The sequence below is a fragment of the Paenibacillus sp. J22R160 genome (genome assembly GCF_059692135.1).
Genome location: NZ_JCAUAU010000018.1, coordinates 26,262 through 42,141, shown reverse-complemented (window position 1 = coordinate 42,141; position 15,880 = coordinate 26,262). Strand labels below are relative to the sequence as shown.

Sequence of the window (15,880 nt, the reverse complement as noted above, 5' to 3'; positions counted from 1 at the left end):
CTCACTCCTTCTCCAAGTAGGCGATCATTTCGCCCATCTCCCGCGTTCGCTGCAAGAACGCTGTCGTGCTCACGCCGACGCTCTCTGCCGGCGGCTCCGCCAGCAGGCGCACCAGCTGCGCTGCCTGCGCCTCAGACATACGGCCGCGCGCAGCTTCCGCGGCCTGCAAAGCACTAGCGCTGGGGCTAAGCCCCCAGCGCGATTGCAGCAGCTGCCGCAGGAACAGCTGCTGCTGCGCCAGCGCCTCGCGCCTGTAGCCGAGGCGCTCGTACCAAGCGGCGACGGCGTGCACGCCTTCGTCGCCGCGACGGACCGTCCACGCCCGCGGCGTGTGGACGGGACCGAAGCGCTTGCCGCGCAGCCAGAGCCACAGCAGCAGCGCAAGACCAAGCTGCGCGCTTGCCAGCACGAGCCACGCGGGATACACGGCCAGCAGTCCAGGCTTCGTTCCGTAGCCGTGATGGGTCTCATCGACCCACACGGCATCCCAGGACTTCGCGAACAGCGGCCAGATTAATTCGAAATGGGACGCTTCATCAATGGTCCCATTCTGCAACCAAGCCGGGGTCAGCACCATTGTAAGGCTGCCCGCCCCTTCCTGTACGCGGCTGGCGAGCACGCCGCGATCATCTTCGAACAGCGCCAGCCTACTGCCTCCAGGCTGAATCCGATAAGAGGTCTCGACTTTGCCTGTCAGCGCCCCCTCCGCTGACGCATAGCCCGGCGAAACGCGAATCGTTGAGCCGGGCTTATCCTGTTTGTTCTGTGTATCCTGTGTATCCTGTTTATCCTGTTTATCCTGTGTACCCCGTGTATCCCGGCTATCCTGTAAATCCTTAACACCGCCATCCACTCGAACCGTCCCCCAAGACGCCCAACCTTGAGGATCGCGATCGAAAATAATCGCATCATTGCCCGCCTGGACCCATTTCAACAGATGCTCCCGATCGGACTTTGTCACAGCGGACGGCTGTACGGCGACCAACAGCATCGATGTGCCGCTAGGCAAATGCTTCCAATCCAACCGCCACTCCTTCACGGCAGACTGCTTCGTGCCAAGCAGCTCTTTCCAAGCTTTGGTACCATCTACATCTGCAGAAAAGGATAGATTCGGAGGCAAATCCGGCAGCTTAGGCTTCACGAGCCAGTACCCTAGTGCAAGAAACAGCACGATGCTAAGGGCTAGTCCCACATGAAGCTTATTAAGCCCTTTCGTCATCCGCGGTTTCCTCCTTCTTGGCGATAACCCTGGCTACCTGTTCATACAACCATGTGAACTGCTGCTCAGTTACGGCTTCTTTTCCGTACCAGATTCGTTCAAAAAGCAGCGAGCTCTCCTGGAACAAAGGAACTAGCGATGAAGCCGTGCCCCTCAGATCCTCAACATATTCCCAATTTGTTTTCCATTTTTCCACACGAATCAGGCGTGCATCTTCCATATAAAACAGAAGCGACAGAAAGACGGAGCGCACTCCCTCTCTCCAATCGCCTATTCCTCTAAGCTCTGACGCTTGCTGCCAATAATAGCGGTATGACCGGCTTACTTCGCCTTGCGGCAAAAACGTTTCCGAACGGACCCGCTTTTGCCATATGATTTGTTTCAGGAACCAATAAATCGCCAAAGCAGCAATACCCAACAACAGAATAGCTACTCCTACAGTTAACCAGTCCGTTACCGACTCAGATACCTCAAAATGTGGCAGCCAGCTCCGTATTTTTCGAAAAACTGGCTCCAGCCATGACCACAGTGAGCCGTTCTTTTTGGCTTCATAGGCTGTGTATTCATCTTGTTTCAATATTTGCAGCAATTGCTCTTTGTCGTCCTGTAAAGAAATTACGAAACTATAACTCATTCTTTTTATCCAGACCAATAGATAAGTATTCTGCTGAAGCATCAGGAATCGTACTATCGATCAAAGACTGCAGGCCCCATCCTTCATTCCTTACCTTCAGGTCGAAGAAACTAACCACGTACGGCAGGTACCATAGCGACATAACCAGAATAGAAATCAAGCTTTGCAGCAGCTGCGCCCCTAGTCCTAATCCGAAAACAGCGGCAATAACAAGCTGAACAACAGCCAGAAACAAGTATAAAATAAGCGAGAGTACGATATACATGCCAAATAAACGCCAAAAGCTTTTACGTGATAAGCCCCAGCTCCGTCCAATGCCAATCGATTCTTCACCCAAAGCAACATAAGGTAAATAGTAACTCCAGCGAATCATAAAATAAGCAAAAGTGAACAGGACGCCCAGCCCAAGAATGACAAAAAACACAATGGTAAATGCTAGCGCACCGCCACCAAACCCGCCTACTGTACTTGAGAAGCTTCCGCCAACTGCAAAAATGATAGCAAAGATAGTTACAATGATGGCTATTCCCACATAAAAACCAACCATGATGAGTCCGAATAAGAACGTACTGCCTGCCAATGGCCAAAAGCGAGAAAATGATTTTTTTAATAATTGCCCTAATCCTGGTGTCTCTTCTCCATAAAAACTAGCTTTCACAAGATGAACAATGGATGCGATCGAAGCTGGCATTAGACCTAAAATCATAATTGGTATTAGCACCAGCACCAGAATGAGTATTTTCGTCAGATATCCTTCACCATGTGAAGCAGGATCACTTTGTAGGAACGAAGAGTTCGGTCCAAACATTTCCTGCAGCGAACCGCCATTTCGAATTTGCTCAATAAAAGAACCCGATGTTGTCGCCGTTTCTTGAAAAGTGAGCAGGTGCTGCAGCAGATAAAAAGGACCGTATAAAATTAGCATGATGAATGTTAATACGACGAAGTGTTTGCGATATAATTGGAAGCTGCGGTCTAACAACCTTCCAATTCCCATTGGTCTTACGCTTGCATTTTGCATGGATAACCCCCCAAATGTTGGTAATTCTTTAACTCCCTGACTATTATACACTAATCCTTCAATATTCTGACTACTAAATTGTATGAAAAAGAAGCTTATCTCCGATCACCTTGGCGACAGGTGGTCCAAAAGGTTAATCCACGATTTGGTTCACAGTTTGGTTCACAGTCAGGTTCCACACTCAAGCAGCCAGTGAGCCGCCTCAGCCTATTAGATGGAAAAGCTACCGTTAATCGCCCCGCTTGGTGGCAGGAAACCATAATAGCTGGAGAACCTCCATCTAAATCGCAGACAGTTACCCGAATTATGTCCATTTTGGCAAAAGTAACGGTATTTAATCCAGTTAATTGGTCAAAAGTGCATCAATTACTGGAAATAGATGGAGTAATCGGCGTTAATTAAACGATATCCCAACTCATTCTCCAACACCACCACCACGCAAAAAAAAGCCAGACCCATGATTTCTCATCGATCTAGCTCTACGCGATTTCGTCCTGCCGATTTCGCGCGATAAAGCGCATGATCTGCCCTGGAAATCATATCTTCAAGTACCATCGTGCCAAATTCCAGTTTGGGCGAGAATTCAGCTACGCCGATGCTCGCAGTTAACTGTACCGTCACCTGCTCATCGGAGTATGGCTTCATTTCAATACATTGCCGGATTTGCTCGGCTAAAAGAGCACTATCATGCGCATTTTTGCGGAGGCATAGAAGAATAAATTCCTCCCCGCCATAACGCGCCACGATGATATAGCTGCTTTCCAGCTGTTTCAACAAAGAAGCTACCTGTTGAAGAACACGGTCGCCTACCAAATGTCCGTAGGTATCGTTCACTTTTTTGAAATGATCGATATCCATCATCATGACCGAGCACGTATAGCCCGCTGCAATGCATGCCTTCAATTCCTCATTTCCTTCCGACATGACATATCTCCGATTAGGAATATCGGTCAATTGATCGACCAAAGCAGATTGCTCAAGCAGCGAAATCGTCGTATTAAGCTTCTCAGACATCAGATTAAATGTGTTAACCAACAATCTGAGCTCAATCGGAGCATTTTTGATTTCGTCTGCATCAATCTGGTAATGATAGGTTCCCTTATGAATATGTTGGGTGGCTCGGAGCAAATAGCGAATAGGTCGCTCGATGCGGGAAGCAATGGTGATAGCTGCAAGGATGCTGAGAATTAAAGCAATGAGGGAAATAACAATAATTGTCATGCTCAGCTGATTTAATTTCTGAAAAACCTCTTTTTGCGTGATTTCACCCACGACAATCCAATTCTTCCCCGTCGACCACTGGTATTGACCAAAGACTTTTTCACCATGAAACCCGGTATAGACCTCGCTTGACACTTTGCCACTTCTCGCTCTTTCAATCATTTCGGATGCCATGGAGACATTGAAGTTCGACTCATCCATACTCGAGTTACCTGAGGCTGTCACGATTTGGCCTTCCGTATCTAAGACATAGACCTCTCCTGTTTCGCCAAAACGCAGCTGCTTCATCAGCTTATTCAGCATATCCAGTGTCACAACACCCATCACTACACCTTTAAAATCATTCAGTTCGCCAAGCACCGGGGCTGAAAAGGTAATGATCGGTTTACCTGTCTCTCGCGAGATGTCGACCCCCGAAATAAAACTTCTATTTTCTATCGCATACTTAAAAAACGGACGGTCTCCTACGTAGATAGCTGTGTCATTGCTCGTGTAGATGATCCCGTTGGGCTCGACGAAATTCAGGGTATCAAACTCCGAGTTGAGGCGTGTATAGTTATGGAATTCCCTTTTTAATTCTCCCATCCGATGAAATTTGGCATAATCCGAAAGGGCAAATCGCTCGACTGCATCCAGTTTTTCCTGATTCCATTTTTCAACATATAAGCTTTGCAGTGTGATCATCTGTTTAAGCTGATTTTCCGCTTCATCTATCCGATTCTTTTTTTCTATCCAATAAAAGGGGACAATAATGGAAAATGCTAAAGCCAGAATTGCGACGCCAATCCACATTTGAAACCTCATTTTCATCGATTGACTGGAGAAATAAGCAAATTTGCGTCCCATTCTGGTCTCAGCTCCTTTCTTATCTCACAAGTTTATTATACATTGAACTTAAGACAAAAACAGGCAGAATAAATGTTTATTCGACATTTTTCCTCCAAGAAATAACACCATTAATGATGAGCATTATTTTCTAAGGCTGCAAACTGCACCTATTTTATTGAACAACACAACCATGGTGCCACTGCTTTGATCCCATTTCTGAATCATATGTTAAGATGGTGCTTGACCCCAAAGGTGATGAATTCCTTGTATTTCCCAAAGAGGCCGTCGATCCAAATGAAAAGAAAGTCCCCCAACAACTGCAGTTAGGAAACTTCACAAACTTTACGGTAGATTCTAACGGGAACATCATCATCTCTTCAACATTTCCCGACACCACTGAAACCAAGCAGAGACTTTCGTCTTTGCTTGGTTTTCTACTCTTCTGCAGGTTCCGATATTTTGCCTTGGCCGCCAACTCCAGGTGGAACATTTGAAAAGAAAACTTCTTTCGCTTATGCTAATTTGTAATACGAAATGAGGTCATTATTCCTATGAAAACTCTTGTGCTCACAGAAAAACCGAGCGTCGCCAAAGAAATTGCCCGCGTCCTCGGCTGCAATCAGAAGCAAAAACACCATTATGAAGGCCCCAAATATGTCGTCACCTGGGCACTGGGCCACCTTGTGACCCTCGCCGAGCCTGACGATTACGATCCCAAGTACAAAACCTGGAACTTGGAGGATCTGCCTATCCTCCCCGAGCGCATGAAGCTCAAGATCATGAAAGAAACGTCGCATCAGTTTCGGGGCATCGAACAGCTAAGCCGGCGCGGCGATCTCGCCGAGCTGGTGATAGCAACAGACGCCGGGCGCGAAGGAGAACTCGTCGCCCGTTGGATTATGGAGCTGATCCGCTGGAAGAAGCCGTTCAAACGGCTTTGGATCTCGTCGCAGACGGATCAGGCGATTCGCGAAGGCTTCGCGCAGCTGAAGCCTGGCACAGACTATAACCGGCTGTATCAAGCAGCCGTCTGCCGTTCCGAGGCCGATTGGCTGATCGGCCTGAATGTGACGCGCGCGCTGACCAGCAAGTTCGGCGCGTCCTTGTCCGCTGGGCGTGTGCAGACGCCCACGCTAGCGATGATGATCAACCGCGAGACGGAAATCCGGGATTTCCGGTCCGTCGACTATTGGTTGATCGAAGCCGATTTGGGCTCTTTCCGCGCGGCATGGCGGGACCCCAAAACAGGCGACTCGCGCATTTTCGATAAGGAGCGCGCGGATGCGTTGAAGGCGAAGCTGCAGGGCCAAAGCGGCCGCATCGCTCAGGTTCAACAAACCGAAAAGCAAATCCCTCATCCGCTCGCTTATGATTTGACCGAGCTTCAGCGCGATGCCAACCGCAAGTTCGGCTTTTCGGCCAAACAGACATCGAATGTACTGCAAAGATTGTATGAACAATACAAAATCGTTACCTACCCTCGGACGGATTCACGTTATCTGACTTCGGATATGGCGCCAACTTTGGCAGGCAGACTCAAGGGCGCAGCGATTGGTCCCTATGCACCGCTTGCTGCTTCCTTACTGCGTAAGCCGCTAACGATCACAAAGCGCATCATCGACGATAGCAAGGTATCCGACCATCATGCGATTATACCGACCGGCGAAGCCGTCTCGCTTGCAACCCTGAGCGCAGACGAGCGCCGGCTCTACGATCTGATTGTACGCAGATTCATAGCCTTATTCTACGCCCCTTGCCGCTACGATGAAACGAAGCTGACCGTCGAAATCGCCGGTGAGAAGCTTCATGCCTCAGGTAAAGTAGTCAAGCAAGCCGGTTGGAAAGAAGTTTACGGCGCGAACGATTTCACTGATCCGGACCGGGAAGAAACAGACACAGATGACGATATGTCTCAGCTGCTCCCGCAAGCCAAAGAGAAGGATGCCGTCACTGTTAAACAGGCTCATCAACTGAATCGCCATACCAAACCTCCTGGCAGGTATAATGAAGCTTCATTGCTATCGCAGATGGAGAAATGGGGACTCGGCACACCGGCAACTCGCGCGGATATTATTGAGAAGCTGGTGTCTTCCGACACCATCGAGCGTCAAGGCTCCCAGCTCATTCCGACAGGCAAAGGCAAGCAGCTCATTGAGCTCGCTTCGGAAGAACTGCGTTCTCCTGAACTGACGGCGCGCTGGGAGCACGAGCTCGAACGCATTGCCAAGGGCAAAGGAAGCATGGAGCAATTTTTGAGCGGTATTCGGACGAAAGCCGTGGAATTAGTTAATGAGGTAAAGAAAAGCGACGCGGCGTATAAACCGCATAACTTAACGGGCAGCAAATGCCCGGACTGTGGGGAATTTCTTCAGGAAGTTAAAGGGAAACGCGGTCGTTATCTCGTATGCTCCAGCCGGGAATGCTCTTACAAGCGCGAAGCAGACGGCCAGTTGACGAATCATCGTTGTCCTCAATGTCATAAAAAAATGGAGATCCACACAGGAAAATCCGGCAAGTATTTCCAATGCCGTCCCTGCAACGTGGTGGAGAAGATTGATAGTGAAGCCTCCGGCGGCGGCCGCCGTGCCTCAGCCAAAGTCAATCGTCAACTTATCGAGAAATATTCCGATCAATCGGGGATCGGGAACTCGCTCGCTGACAAGCTGCTTGCTGCACTTCAGCAGAATAAAGAAGACTAGCATTAAACATGCACAAAAAAACCAAGCGGAGACTTTCGTCCTTGCTTGGTTTTTTATGTATCCGATGGCTTTTCCGTTACTTTGCCTTTAACCGCCAACTGCAGCTGCTCTAAGCTTGTAATACCTAGACTAATTAGTGCCTCTCCTGCTTCCATGTGAACATTCGCTAATATATGCATACTCGTATTAGGGACAAGTGATTTGCGGAATTCATGAAATAAAACAGCGTTATACGTTTTGAGCACCGTCATAAATTCAACCGTCGGAGGAATAAAACTGCGCATTCCAGAAGATTTCCAGAAGAAATCCCTCACATATATAATATCAGCACCTGTTTTATTCAATTTACGGATCATGACAAAAAAATCATCGATCAAAGCTTGTCTCTCCAGACTCATACGACCATCTCCCAGTCTAACATCAACACAATCCATACTGTCGTAGAATAGGATACCACAAATAGTTCTTTTGATCTATATATTATCTTTTGATCTATATATTATAGTATATTAGACCTAATCTAAGAAACATTTTTTTCTTTTCGGAAACCTCTTCGCCGTAGTGAGAAAAACATATCCAACACAAAACATACGACGCCCAAATTAATGGCCAAGTCCGCCAGATTCATGATGCCGTTCCCCGAACGGAAAACGATGAAATCCGTCACTTTCCCGAATAACAATCGTTCGATGGCATTGCCTATCGCTCCGCCCGCAAACAATGCTGCTCCACACTGCAATAGAACGCCTTGGAGACGTCCTTTCTGCCTGTAATACAAGATTGCTATGACAATAATGACAGCAAAAATGCCGAGATAACGCGCCCAACCCTGCAGCGAACTGCCTGCTGCTCCCGTATTTTGATAATGCGTAAACGTAATAATGTCCTTATAGAATGGCATGGATTCTCCCACCTTCAAGATCGAACGAATCCAAACCTTTGAAATTTGATCAATGGCCGTAACCACAAAAAAGACGATATAAAATAACATAACACTCCCCCTAGTCGAAAATACAGCCTCTACACCATATTACATGATGAATGGCCCGTACTGCGAATCTTACGGGTTCCCTGCTGACCCTCGCCTCTCAGTTGGCAACGCAAATAGCCGCCTCTGTTATGCCTAGGCAGCTACACGCGGAGCGTTATGCGGCTATTCTTCATTCTCTCCATTAAGTTAATGTCAGGAGAGTTTTCAGCAGTTCCCCTGGGGTGTCTACTAAATAATCAGGTTGGCCTCTAAGAAGCAGCCGCGGGGCATCATACCCCCATGTGACGGCGACGATTGGCACGCCTAATTTCTTGCAGGCCTCGATATCTCTTAGTTCATCTCCGACATAAATCATTCGCGAAGGGGTTGTGCCCCACTGCTTCATGACTTTGCGTATGGCATGGTGCTTACCGAAAAGAAGCTTCGCCGAGATTACTTCCTTGAAGGAGCCTTCCATCTTGTTATTTTTTAAAAACAAGCGAATATTCGCCTCCGAATTGGAGGAGAGAATGGAGCTTCTCAGTCCATGCGAGGATAACCTGGCTATGATTTCTTTCATGCCCGGCACCACATGGAGAGTGCGTATATTCTCTTGGTACAGCTGTCTTCCAGCGATGATAAACTTAGGAATCTGTAGGGCCGGCACGCCTAACCGATCGACCCGCTCCGCAATCGAAAGCGTTCTGAGAAGCGCAAGATCCTGTTCGCGAATCTTGCGAAATTGATGCTGCCCCGCTATTTCATTGTACAACTTAACAAGCAAAGCTCTGGAGTCGACAAGTGTCCCATCAAAATCAAATAGGATATGTTTTACCATTCTGTTGTATATAGAAATAGGGCCGGCCCCTCAGTCGGCACTTCTTTGATTTGGTTATTGGCGAATTCCTCAAGCGGATCTTTGGCGATATGCGGATTGCTGACGATGCGCAGATCTTCCCAGACACAGGATACCCCACGCCCAAAGTCGTCTGCATTTCCAGCAAACATTTTACAACCCTGACAGAAATGTTTCTGCTGATTGGCATCTAGCTTAACGATTTTATTCCTAAGACAGCAGTAAATTTCATCGTCTGCATTACATACATTAACGTGAGTGATTAGAGCCATATGCATGTCAACTCCTTGCGGCACATTTTGTGTGTAATAGTAAGTTTATATCACTACTATTAAGTGTATGACAGTTTTTTGTAAACGGAATAAGATTTCTCATGACAAGCTGCCTAAATTTGCTACAATAAGTAAATGTTACAAACTGATTGGAGGAACACCCATGCAAGATTGGATGCATTACGCCTTCCCTATCGTTTTCATTTGTTTTTTTATTTATCGCCGAACCAAACGCACCATTGGCTTTCAAAAGCTTGCTAAGGGCCGGCTCAAATTCCGTCTCACGCTCTTCAGTATTCTGGGAATCGCCATTTTCCTGCTAGGCTTCGTCCATCCAATCCATTTCATCGGATATTTAATTGGCCTTGCTGCCGGCGCGGGATTAGGGCTCACCGCGATTCGACACACCCGATTCGAGCATCGGGCTGACGGTTGGTACTACCGCACGCATCTATGGATTGAAATTGCTGTCCTCGTGCTATTTCTTAGCCGCATTATCTACCGAGTGGCTTTCATCGCACTTTCCCCGAACCCAACCAGCATGAATCCCGCTGATCTGACACAATTTACAAAAGATCCGGTAACAGCTGGCGTATTTTTCATCATCGTGTCCTACTACATCCTATTTTTCGGCTATCTGCTTCGTGAAGAAACCAAACTGGATCCAGCCGCGGAGGTTTCTGCTGTAAATGGTGGCGAAAGTCCTGGCGCTCAAGCTGCAAAATAAATAGACGGGGCTGTCCCTCAAGGTCTGAATTTGTAGACCTTTGGAGGGCAGCCCTATTTGTTTCACGCAGAAGTGTGCGCGGTTCGAGGGATTCAAAATAAGCTAGAATACGACACCGCCATTCGAGCGACATTTCAGCCATAGTACGTTAATCTATGAAAAATGATTCATAGGAGGACAACCATAATGCGAGATTTGGAATTCATTATCATGGGTGTGTTCGTTTTAGGTATCATGTTGTGCATGTTTATAGATGTGCTGATGAAGAACAAAGCGATGAAGTTCTCCTATCCCAATCAAAATGAAATTGAAAGTACGGCAAAATCGGTCAAAGTTATTGAAGTTTTTGAGGGGCTGGCGGATTTTGAGGTCTTGAACAATCAGCTGCTTGATCAGAAAAAGGAAGTCGTTTACCCGATGTATATCGATTGCAGCCGCAGCACTCTTCAAGCGCAGCCACCTGCGTGCTGATTACCTGCTGCGCGCTGATATTTTGGGGATCTGCTTGCGCTGCCTCAACTCTTCCTTCCGAATAGTGGTAAAAACTCCCTCTAATTTCGGCGATTTCGAGACGATCGCGCTTATAACGGGAATTTCTCCAGTTAATTCGGTGAGTTTCGCCTAGCATGCACACGCAGGAGCAAATTTATCTGGAGTTTTTCCAGTTAAACACTAACGAGTCCATAAACAAAAAGAAATAACGGGAGCAACTCCCGTTATTTCTTTCCACGCAACCGAGAACAGACGGAGAACCCCGGCCATTCCCTCACTTTAATCTGTGTATCTCTATCCTTCTACTCTCTTCGCCTAACTTAACGCTGAACTTACATCCTCATCGATTCCGATTCCGATACAGCAGAAAGATGAAAAACGGAGCGCCAATGGCTGCCGTAAACACACCTACCGGAATATCCAGCGGGGGAAAAGCTGTTCTCGCGACAGTATCGGAGATCAACACCAAGAGGCTGCCTATCAGCGCCGATACAGGGATCAATCCCCCATAAGAGGGAGCGACCAGCTTTCTCGCTATATGCGGAGAAATTAATCCAACGAAGCCAATCGCGCCGGCAACCGCCACTGCCGAACCCGCCAACGCTACGCTGATGAACAGGAGGAGAAAGCGATGAAGCTGAACGGTGGCTCCCAGCCCTGCTGCCAGATCGTCCCCCATCTCCTGCAAGTTAATATGCCTGGCAAAGAAGAGCGCCATTGGTATGAATACAAGGACCCAAGGCAGCAGTGTGTAAACATTGTCCCAAGAAGCACCGTAGACGCTCCCAGTCAGCCATGTATAAGCTTTGGTCGCTGAATTCATCGGGCTGAGCACGATCATTAACAAGGTTAATGAACTGGTAGCCGCCGAAATCCCGATGCCGATCAGAACAAGCCTCGTGGATGTAACACCTTTATGCCATGCCAATAAATAAATGACAAGGGACACAAGGGCGGCCCCCACAAAAGCAGCAAACGGCATCCAATGAATGCTGACAGTGCCTGCAAAATACGTAATGAACGTAACAGCCGCTAATGTCCCCCCTCCTGTTACACCAATAACATCAGGCGAGGCCAACGGATTACGGATCATCCCCTGCAGAATCGAACCTGCAACACCTAGCGAAGCACCCACGAGGATGGCCACAATAATCCGTGGAAGCCTTAGCGTTCCGATCACCAATTCATGCTGCGGGGTGCTTTTTCCGAAGATCGTTTTCAATACATCCTGCGGTGATATGAAATTGCTGCCAAGCCCTGTGCTAACTAAGAACATCACGACGGTCAGCAGAATCAGACCAGAAATAACAAGGAGTGTTCTCTGATGTAAAAGAAAAGAAAATCTGCCGGTCTTGCTTCGATACACGATTAACCGCCTCATGACGTCCCTCCTTTCGAGCGCAGCCCTTTTCTAGCCGTATAGATGAAAAAAGGCACACCGATCAAAGCAGTCATAACACCGAGCGGCACCTCTCCTGGCATGATAACAAACCGGGCAACAAGATCAGCCAGAAGAAGCAAAACAGCCCCTAAGACAGCACAATAAGGAATCACCCAACGATAATCGAGACCAACAATAAACCGGGCAATATGCGGAATGACGAGGCCAACGAAACCGATCGAACCAGCGACAGCAACTGAGCTACCCGCTAATAAGATCACGGCTATGGCTACAGTCACTTTCACTAATCCAAGCTTCTGCCCGAGCCCCCTGGCAACATCGTCGCCCGAAGCGAGGATGTTAACGGGATGTGCCAGCACTAGCGCCGTAACTGCGGCAACTAGCATATAGGGCAGCACTGGAATCAGCGTATCCAAATTTTTGCCCGCGATCGATCCGGCTAACCAAAACATCACATTCTGCAAGGTAGCTTCGCGAACGACCAGCATCCCTTGCGTAAACGAACTGAACAGCGCGGTCATGGCAGAACCGGCCAGTACGATTTTGATCGGCGTCAATCCCTCTCTTCCCAAAGAACCGAGGAAATACACGGCAAACGCGGCAATAGCTGCCCCTGCGAAAGCTACCCAAATTAGTTGGTTAATTGAGCTAAGCGGGAGAAATGTAATCGCGATGACGACAAAAGAAACGGCGCCTGCATTAATGCCAAAAATACTCGGGGAAGCTAAAGGATTCCGTGTTAGTGCCTGCATGAGCGCGCCTGCAACGGCTAAGTTTCCTCCAACGAATGTAGCGAATAGAGCCCGGGGAATCCGGGTCGTTCGGATAATTACTTGTTCATTCGAATTCACATCGTAATGAATCAGCGACTGGATAACCGATGCATAACTGGTATGCGACGAACCAAGCACAACACTTAGTACAAAGGATAATAGAAAAATAAGAATACCAATCACCAAACCCAGCGCTTTATAGGGTGTCTGGTGCAATAATGGTCTCACAGGGATCCTCCTCTTATAACTAGCTATAAAATTAAGGGAAGGCCGTTGACATAGACGGTCAACAGCCTCGGCATTGCAATTATTTAGTTACACCATAGAATTTATAGAGATCATCAATCATAAGAACAGCTGCTAATGGGCCGGAACCGTTATTCCATGTCGCTGCGTTAACTTCGTATACTTTGCTTGCTTTAACAGCTCTCAAATTTTTCCACAGCGGAGACTCGCTCCAAGTTTTTCTTAGCTCCAAGCGTCCATCTGTCCGATTCGCCGTTTGGTCAAAGATGATGTCTGCATCCATCTGTGTGATATTCTCTTTGGATTGCAGCTGAATTCCCCACTCTTTGCCCCGTTGGTTAGCTGGACGCGTGATACCGAGCTCCTCTAGAACAGATGCCGAGAACCCTGTGTACACGATACGGGCATGATCCACACGGAAGTCAACGATACCGGCTTCCAGCTTCAACTTATCTCCCATTTTCGATTTAAAATCCGTTACTTTCTTATTCCAGTCAGCCAAAAATTTAGTTTCGGCATCCTTTGTATTCGTCGCTTCAGCCGTTAATTTCAACGAGTCTTTCCAGAAATACACATCTTCCGTCATAACCGTTGGTGCAATAGCTTTTAATTGCTCATAAATTTTCTCATCACGGAATTTACTCCCGATAATAAGGTCCGGCTGCAAGGCAACCAATTTCTCCAGGTTCGGCTGGTTTTCCGACCCTAAGTTCGTAACGCCGTCCATTTTGTCCTTGATGTAGTTGTACCAAGGCTGTTCGATCCATGCCTCAACCGCTCCAACCGGCTTCACGCCTAATGCCAAAGCAGCATCTGTAGCCCCTTGGAACAAAGTAACGACTTTTTTAGGCGTTCCTTTGATTTCTGTCGTGCCCATCGCGTGCTTGATAACTCTTACGCTATTTGCGTCCGCAGTCGCCTGTGCCGGCGCTTGTGTCTGTGCTGCTGCTGGAGCCGCTTCCTGCTTAGGCTGACATCCTGTGAAGATGGCTGCCATTGAAAGCATAGCAGCAAGTACTAGTGTTACTTTTTTTTGCCTTACCATTTTTGTTAATCCCCCTACATATATATTCAATCAATGATATTGATTCTCATTCTTATTATACGAAAGTACTTCGTAATGAAAATGGACATTCGCGACCACTTTTTTGGACTTTTCTGACAACCATACTTCCAAAACCAACTAATTGCGTACAACTAGTTCACGATCAAGTGTTAAACCCAAATGCTCTCTCAGCGTTGAACCTGTGTATTCTGTGCGATGGATGCCTCTGTTCTGAAGCTCGGGAATGACCTTATCCACAAAATCATCCAAACTGCCTGGCAGCAAGGCAGGCATCAAATTAAACCCATCTGCCGCCCCGTTCACCAGCCAACGCTCCATTTCGCCTGCAATCTGCACAGCAGTTCCAGCAAAGGTAAAATGCCCCCTCCCCCCGGCTGTCCGGATAATCAGCTCTCGAATCGTCAGGTTTTCCCGGCGTGCCAGGTCGACATATAATTGGAACCGTGCTTTCTGCCCTTGTATCTCGTCAATAGATGGAAGATCCTCCAGCGGCACAGGGCCATCCAGTGGATACTGAAACAAATTGATTTTGAGCAAATCCGATAGGCTCCGGATACCATATTCCGATACAGCCAGCTCATTCAACTCTCTCTCTTTAGCCTTAGCCTCCGCTTCCGTCTCTCCAACAAAGGGAATAAATCCAGGTAAAATCTTCAATTGGTCCTCGGAGCGCCCAAACTGCTTTAATCTGCTTTTTACATCGGTATAAAAGGAAATTGCTTCCTCCATCGTGTTTTGAGCTGTAAAAATGACTTCCGCCAGTTCGGCAGCAAACTGCTTGCCATCCTCGGATGAACCGGCTTGCACCAAGACGGGATGCGTTTGCGGAGAACGCGGGATATTTAAGGCCCCTTTCACAGAGAAGAATTCACCACTAAACTCAGCACCCTTAATCTGGCTGACATCGGCATAGATCCCTGACTGCTTATCAACCAGCAGCGAACTTTCCGACCAACCGGCCCACAGCCGCTTAACAACCTCTACGAATTCCTTCCCACGGTCGTAGCGGACTTTATGATCCATGTGGTGCTCCTTGCTAAAATTATGCGCAGTCGCGTCACCTGTCGAAGTCACGATATTCCATCCCGTACGACCACCGCTAATGTGATCGAGGGAAGCGAATTTTCTCGCAATATGGTATGGCTCATTGTAGGTGGTCGAGGCCGTTGCCGTCAGTCCGATATGCTCGGTCACAGCCGCAATCGCCGATAACAGCGTGAATGCTTCAAGCTGGGGAATGACCCGATATTTAATTAACGGGGTTAATCTATATTTTTCAGCTAAAAAGATTGAATCCATTTTGCCGCGTTCGGCGGTTTTGGCCAGCTGCTGGTAGTAACCAAGACTTGTCGCAAGCTGCGGCTGCGCGTCCGGATGCCGCCATGAGGCTTCATGATGGCCTGTGCTCAAAATAAATAAGTTCAAATGCAGCTGTTTCTTCGGCTCTTTCACGC

At 47.9% G+C, this 15,880-nt stretch carries 15 protein-coding genes; 3 read left to right on the top strand and 12 right to left on the bottom strand.

The window, feature by feature from the left end; genetic code table 11:
* Nucleotide 1: 1 nt before the first annotated feature.
* The 4 genes from AC58UW_RS25980 to AC58UW_RS25965 form a co-directional block, all read right to left on the bottom strand.
* Nucleotides 2–1,219: a DUF4350 domain-containing protein gene (locus AC58UW_RS25980; protein ID WP_497423459.1), complete on the bottom strand. Its 1,218-nt coding sequence runs from the start codon at nt 1,217–1,219 to the stop codon at nt 2–4.
* Nucleotides 1,203–1,853: a DUF4129 domain-containing protein gene (locus tag AC58UW_RS25975; protein WP_497423458.1), complete on the bottom strand. Its 651-nt coding sequence runs from the start codon at nt 1,851–1,853 to the stop codon at nt 1,203–1,205. Before AC58UW_RS25975 ends, AC58UW_RS25980 begins: the two co-directional genes overlap by 17 nt.
* The gene (locus AC58UW_RS25970; RefSeq protein WP_497423457.1) at nt 1,843–2,874 is read right to left on the bottom strand and encodes a hypothetical protein; all 1,032 of its coding nucleotides are present in this window, start codon (nt 2,872–2,874) and stop codon (nt 1,843–1,845) included. Before AC58UW_RS25970 ends, AC58UW_RS25975 begins: the two co-directional genes overlap by 11 nt.
* A 465-nt stretch (nt 2,875–3,339) precedes the next feature.
* Nucleotides 3,340–4,941: a sensor domain-containing diguanylate cyclase gene (locus AC58UW_RS25965; protein ID WP_497423456.1), complete on the bottom strand. Its 1,602-nt coding sequence runs from the start codon at nt 4,939–4,941 to the stop codon at nt 3,340–3,342.
* A gap of 533 nt (nt 4,942–5,474) precedes the next feature.
* On the opposite strand from AC58UW_RS25965, the gene AC58UW_RS25960 reads away from it, so the two are divergent.
* Nucleotides 5,475–7,622, top strand: a complete 2,148-nt coding sequence (locus AC58UW_RS25960) for a DNA topoisomerase III (RefSeq protein ID WP_497423455.1) — start codon at nt 5,475–5,477, stop codon at nt 7,620–7,622.
* Nucleotides 7,623–7,675: 53 nt separating this feature from the next.
* Here the strand turns inward: AC58UW_RS25960 and AC58UW_RS25955 are convergent, their stop codons facing one another.
* The 4 genes from AC58UW_RS25955 to AC58UW_RS25940 form a co-directional block, all read right to left on the bottom strand.
* Nucleotides 7,676–8,020, bottom strand: coding sequence for a hypothetical protein (locus tag AC58UW_RS25955; RefSeq protein ID WP_497423454.1), 345 nt, complete (start codon nt 8,018–8,020; stop codon nt 7,676–7,678).
* A gap of 122 nt (nt 8,021–8,142) precedes the next feature.
* The gene (lspA, locus tag AC58UW_RS25950; protein ID WP_497423453.1) at nt 8,143–8,613 is read right to left on the bottom strand and encodes a signal peptidase II; all 471 of its coding nucleotides are present in this window, start codon (nt 8,611–8,613) and stop codon (nt 8,143–8,145) included.
* 181 nt (nt 8,614–8,794) lie between these two features.
* Nucleotides 8,795–9,430: an HAD hydrolase-like protein gene (locus tag AC58UW_RS25945; RefSeq protein ID WP_497423452.1), complete on the bottom strand. Its 636-nt coding sequence runs from the start codon at nt 9,428–9,430 to the stop codon at nt 8,795–8,797.
* Nucleotides 9,424–9,720: a hypothetical protein gene (locus tag AC58UW_RS25940; RefSeq protein WP_497423451.1), complete on the bottom strand. Its 297-nt coding sequence runs from the start codon at nt 9,718–9,720 to the stop codon at nt 9,424–9,426. Before AC58UW_RS25940 ends, AC58UW_RS25945 begins: the two co-directional genes overlap by 7 nt.
* A 163-nt stretch (nt 9,721–9,883) precedes the next feature.
* Here AC58UW_RS25940 and AC58UW_RS25935 point away from each other — a divergent pair, with 163 nt between their 5' ends.
* On the top strand, nt 9,884–10,447 hold the full coding sequence (locus AC58UW_RS25935) for a CcdC protein domain-containing protein (RefSeq protein ID WP_497423450.1): 564 nt from the start codon (nt 9,884–9,886) through the stop codon (nt 10,445–10,447).
* Nucleotides 10,448–10,633: 186 nt separating this feature from the next.
* Complete coding sequence (locus tag AC58UW_RS25930) at nt 10,634–10,918, top strand: hypothetical protein (protein WP_497423449.1); 285 nt, start codon at nt 10,634–10,636, stop codon at nt 10,916–10,918.
* Nucleotides 10,919–11,279: 361 nt separating this feature from the next.
* On the opposite strand, the gene AC58UW_RS25925 is transcribed toward AC58UW_RS25930, so the two are convergent.
* The 4 genes from AC58UW_RS25925 to AC58UW_RS25910 form a co-directional block, all read right to left on the bottom strand.
* Nucleotides 11,280–12,320, bottom strand: a complete 1,041-nt coding sequence (locus tag AC58UW_RS25925) for a FecCD family ABC transporter permease (protein WP_497423448.1) — start codon at nt 12,318–12,320, stop codon at nt 11,280–11,282.
* Complete coding sequence (locus AC58UW_RS25920) at nt 12,317–13,342, bottom strand: FecCD family ABC transporter permease (protein WP_497423447.1); 1,026 nt, start codon at nt 13,340–13,342, stop codon at nt 12,317–12,319. Before AC58UW_RS25920 ends, AC58UW_RS25925 begins: the two co-directional genes overlap by 4 nt.
* A 79-nt stretch (nt 13,343–13,421) precedes the next feature.
* On the bottom strand, nt 13,422–14,405 hold the full coding sequence (locus AC58UW_RS25915) for an ABC transporter substrate-binding protein (protein ID WP_497423446.1): 984 nt from the start codon (nt 14,403–14,405) through the stop codon (nt 13,422–13,424).
* Between the two features lie 138 nt (nt 14,406–14,543).
* The gene (locus AC58UW_RS25910) at nt 14,544–15,878 is read right to left on the bottom strand and encodes an LLM class flavin-dependent oxidoreductase (RefSeq protein ID WP_497423445.1); all 1,335 of its coding nucleotides are present in this window, start codon (nt 15,876–15,878) and stop codon (nt 14,544–14,546) included.
* Between the last annotated feature and the right edge of the window lie 2 nt (nt 15,879–15,880).

Coding starts and splice junctions, on each gene's coding strand:
- AC58UW_RS25970 (WP_497423457.1), bottom strand. CDS start 2,874: ATGCAAAATGCAAGCGTAAGACCAATGGGAATTGGAAGGTTGTTAGAC.
- AC58UW_RS25975 (WP_497423458.1), bottom strand. CDS start 1,853: ATGAGTTATAGTTTCGTAATTTCTTTACAGGACGACAAAGAGCAATTG.
- AC58UW_RS25945 (WP_497423452.1), bottom strand. CDS start 9,430: ATGGTAAAACATATCCTATTTGATTTTGATGGGACACTTGTCGACTCC.
- AC58UW_RS25930 (WP_497423449.1), top strand. CDS start 10,634: ATGCGAGATTTGGAATTCATTATCATGGGTGTGTTCGTTTTAGGTATC.
- AC58UW_RS25935 (WP_497423450.1), top strand. CDS start 9,884: ATGCAAGATTGGATGCATTACGCCTTCCCTATCGTTTTCATTTGTTTT.
- AC58UW_RS25915 (WP_497423446.1), bottom strand. CDS start 14,405: ATGGTAAGGCAAAAAAAAGTAACACTAGTACTTGCTGCTATGCTTTCA.
- AC58UW_RS25965 (WP_497423456.1), bottom strand. CDS start 4,941: ATGGGACGCAAATTTGCTTATTTCTCCAGTCAATCGATGAAAATGAGG.
- AC58UW_RS25925 (WP_497423448.1), bottom strand. CDS start 12,320: ATGAGGCGGTTAATCGTGTATCGAAGCAAGACCGGCAGATTTTCTTTT.
- AC58UW_RS25940 (WP_497423451.1), bottom strand. CDS start 9,720: ATGGCTCTAATCACTCACGTTAATGTATGTAATGCAGACGATGAAATT.
- lspA (WP_497423453.1), bottom strand. CDS start 8,613: ATGTTATTTTATATCGTCTTTTTTGTGGTTACGGCCATTGATCAAATT.
- AC58UW_RS25980 (WP_497423459.1), bottom strand. CDS start 1,219: ATGACGAAAGGGCTTAATAAGCTTCATGTGGGACTAGCCCTTAGCATC.
- AC58UW_RS25960 (WP_497423455.1), top strand. CDS start 5,475: ATGAAAACTCTTGTGCTCACAGAAAAACCGAGCGTCGCCAAAGAAATT.
- AC58UW_RS25955 (WP_497423454.1), bottom strand. CDS start 8,020: ATGAGTCTGGAGAGACAAGCTTTGATCGATGATTTTTTTGTCATGATC.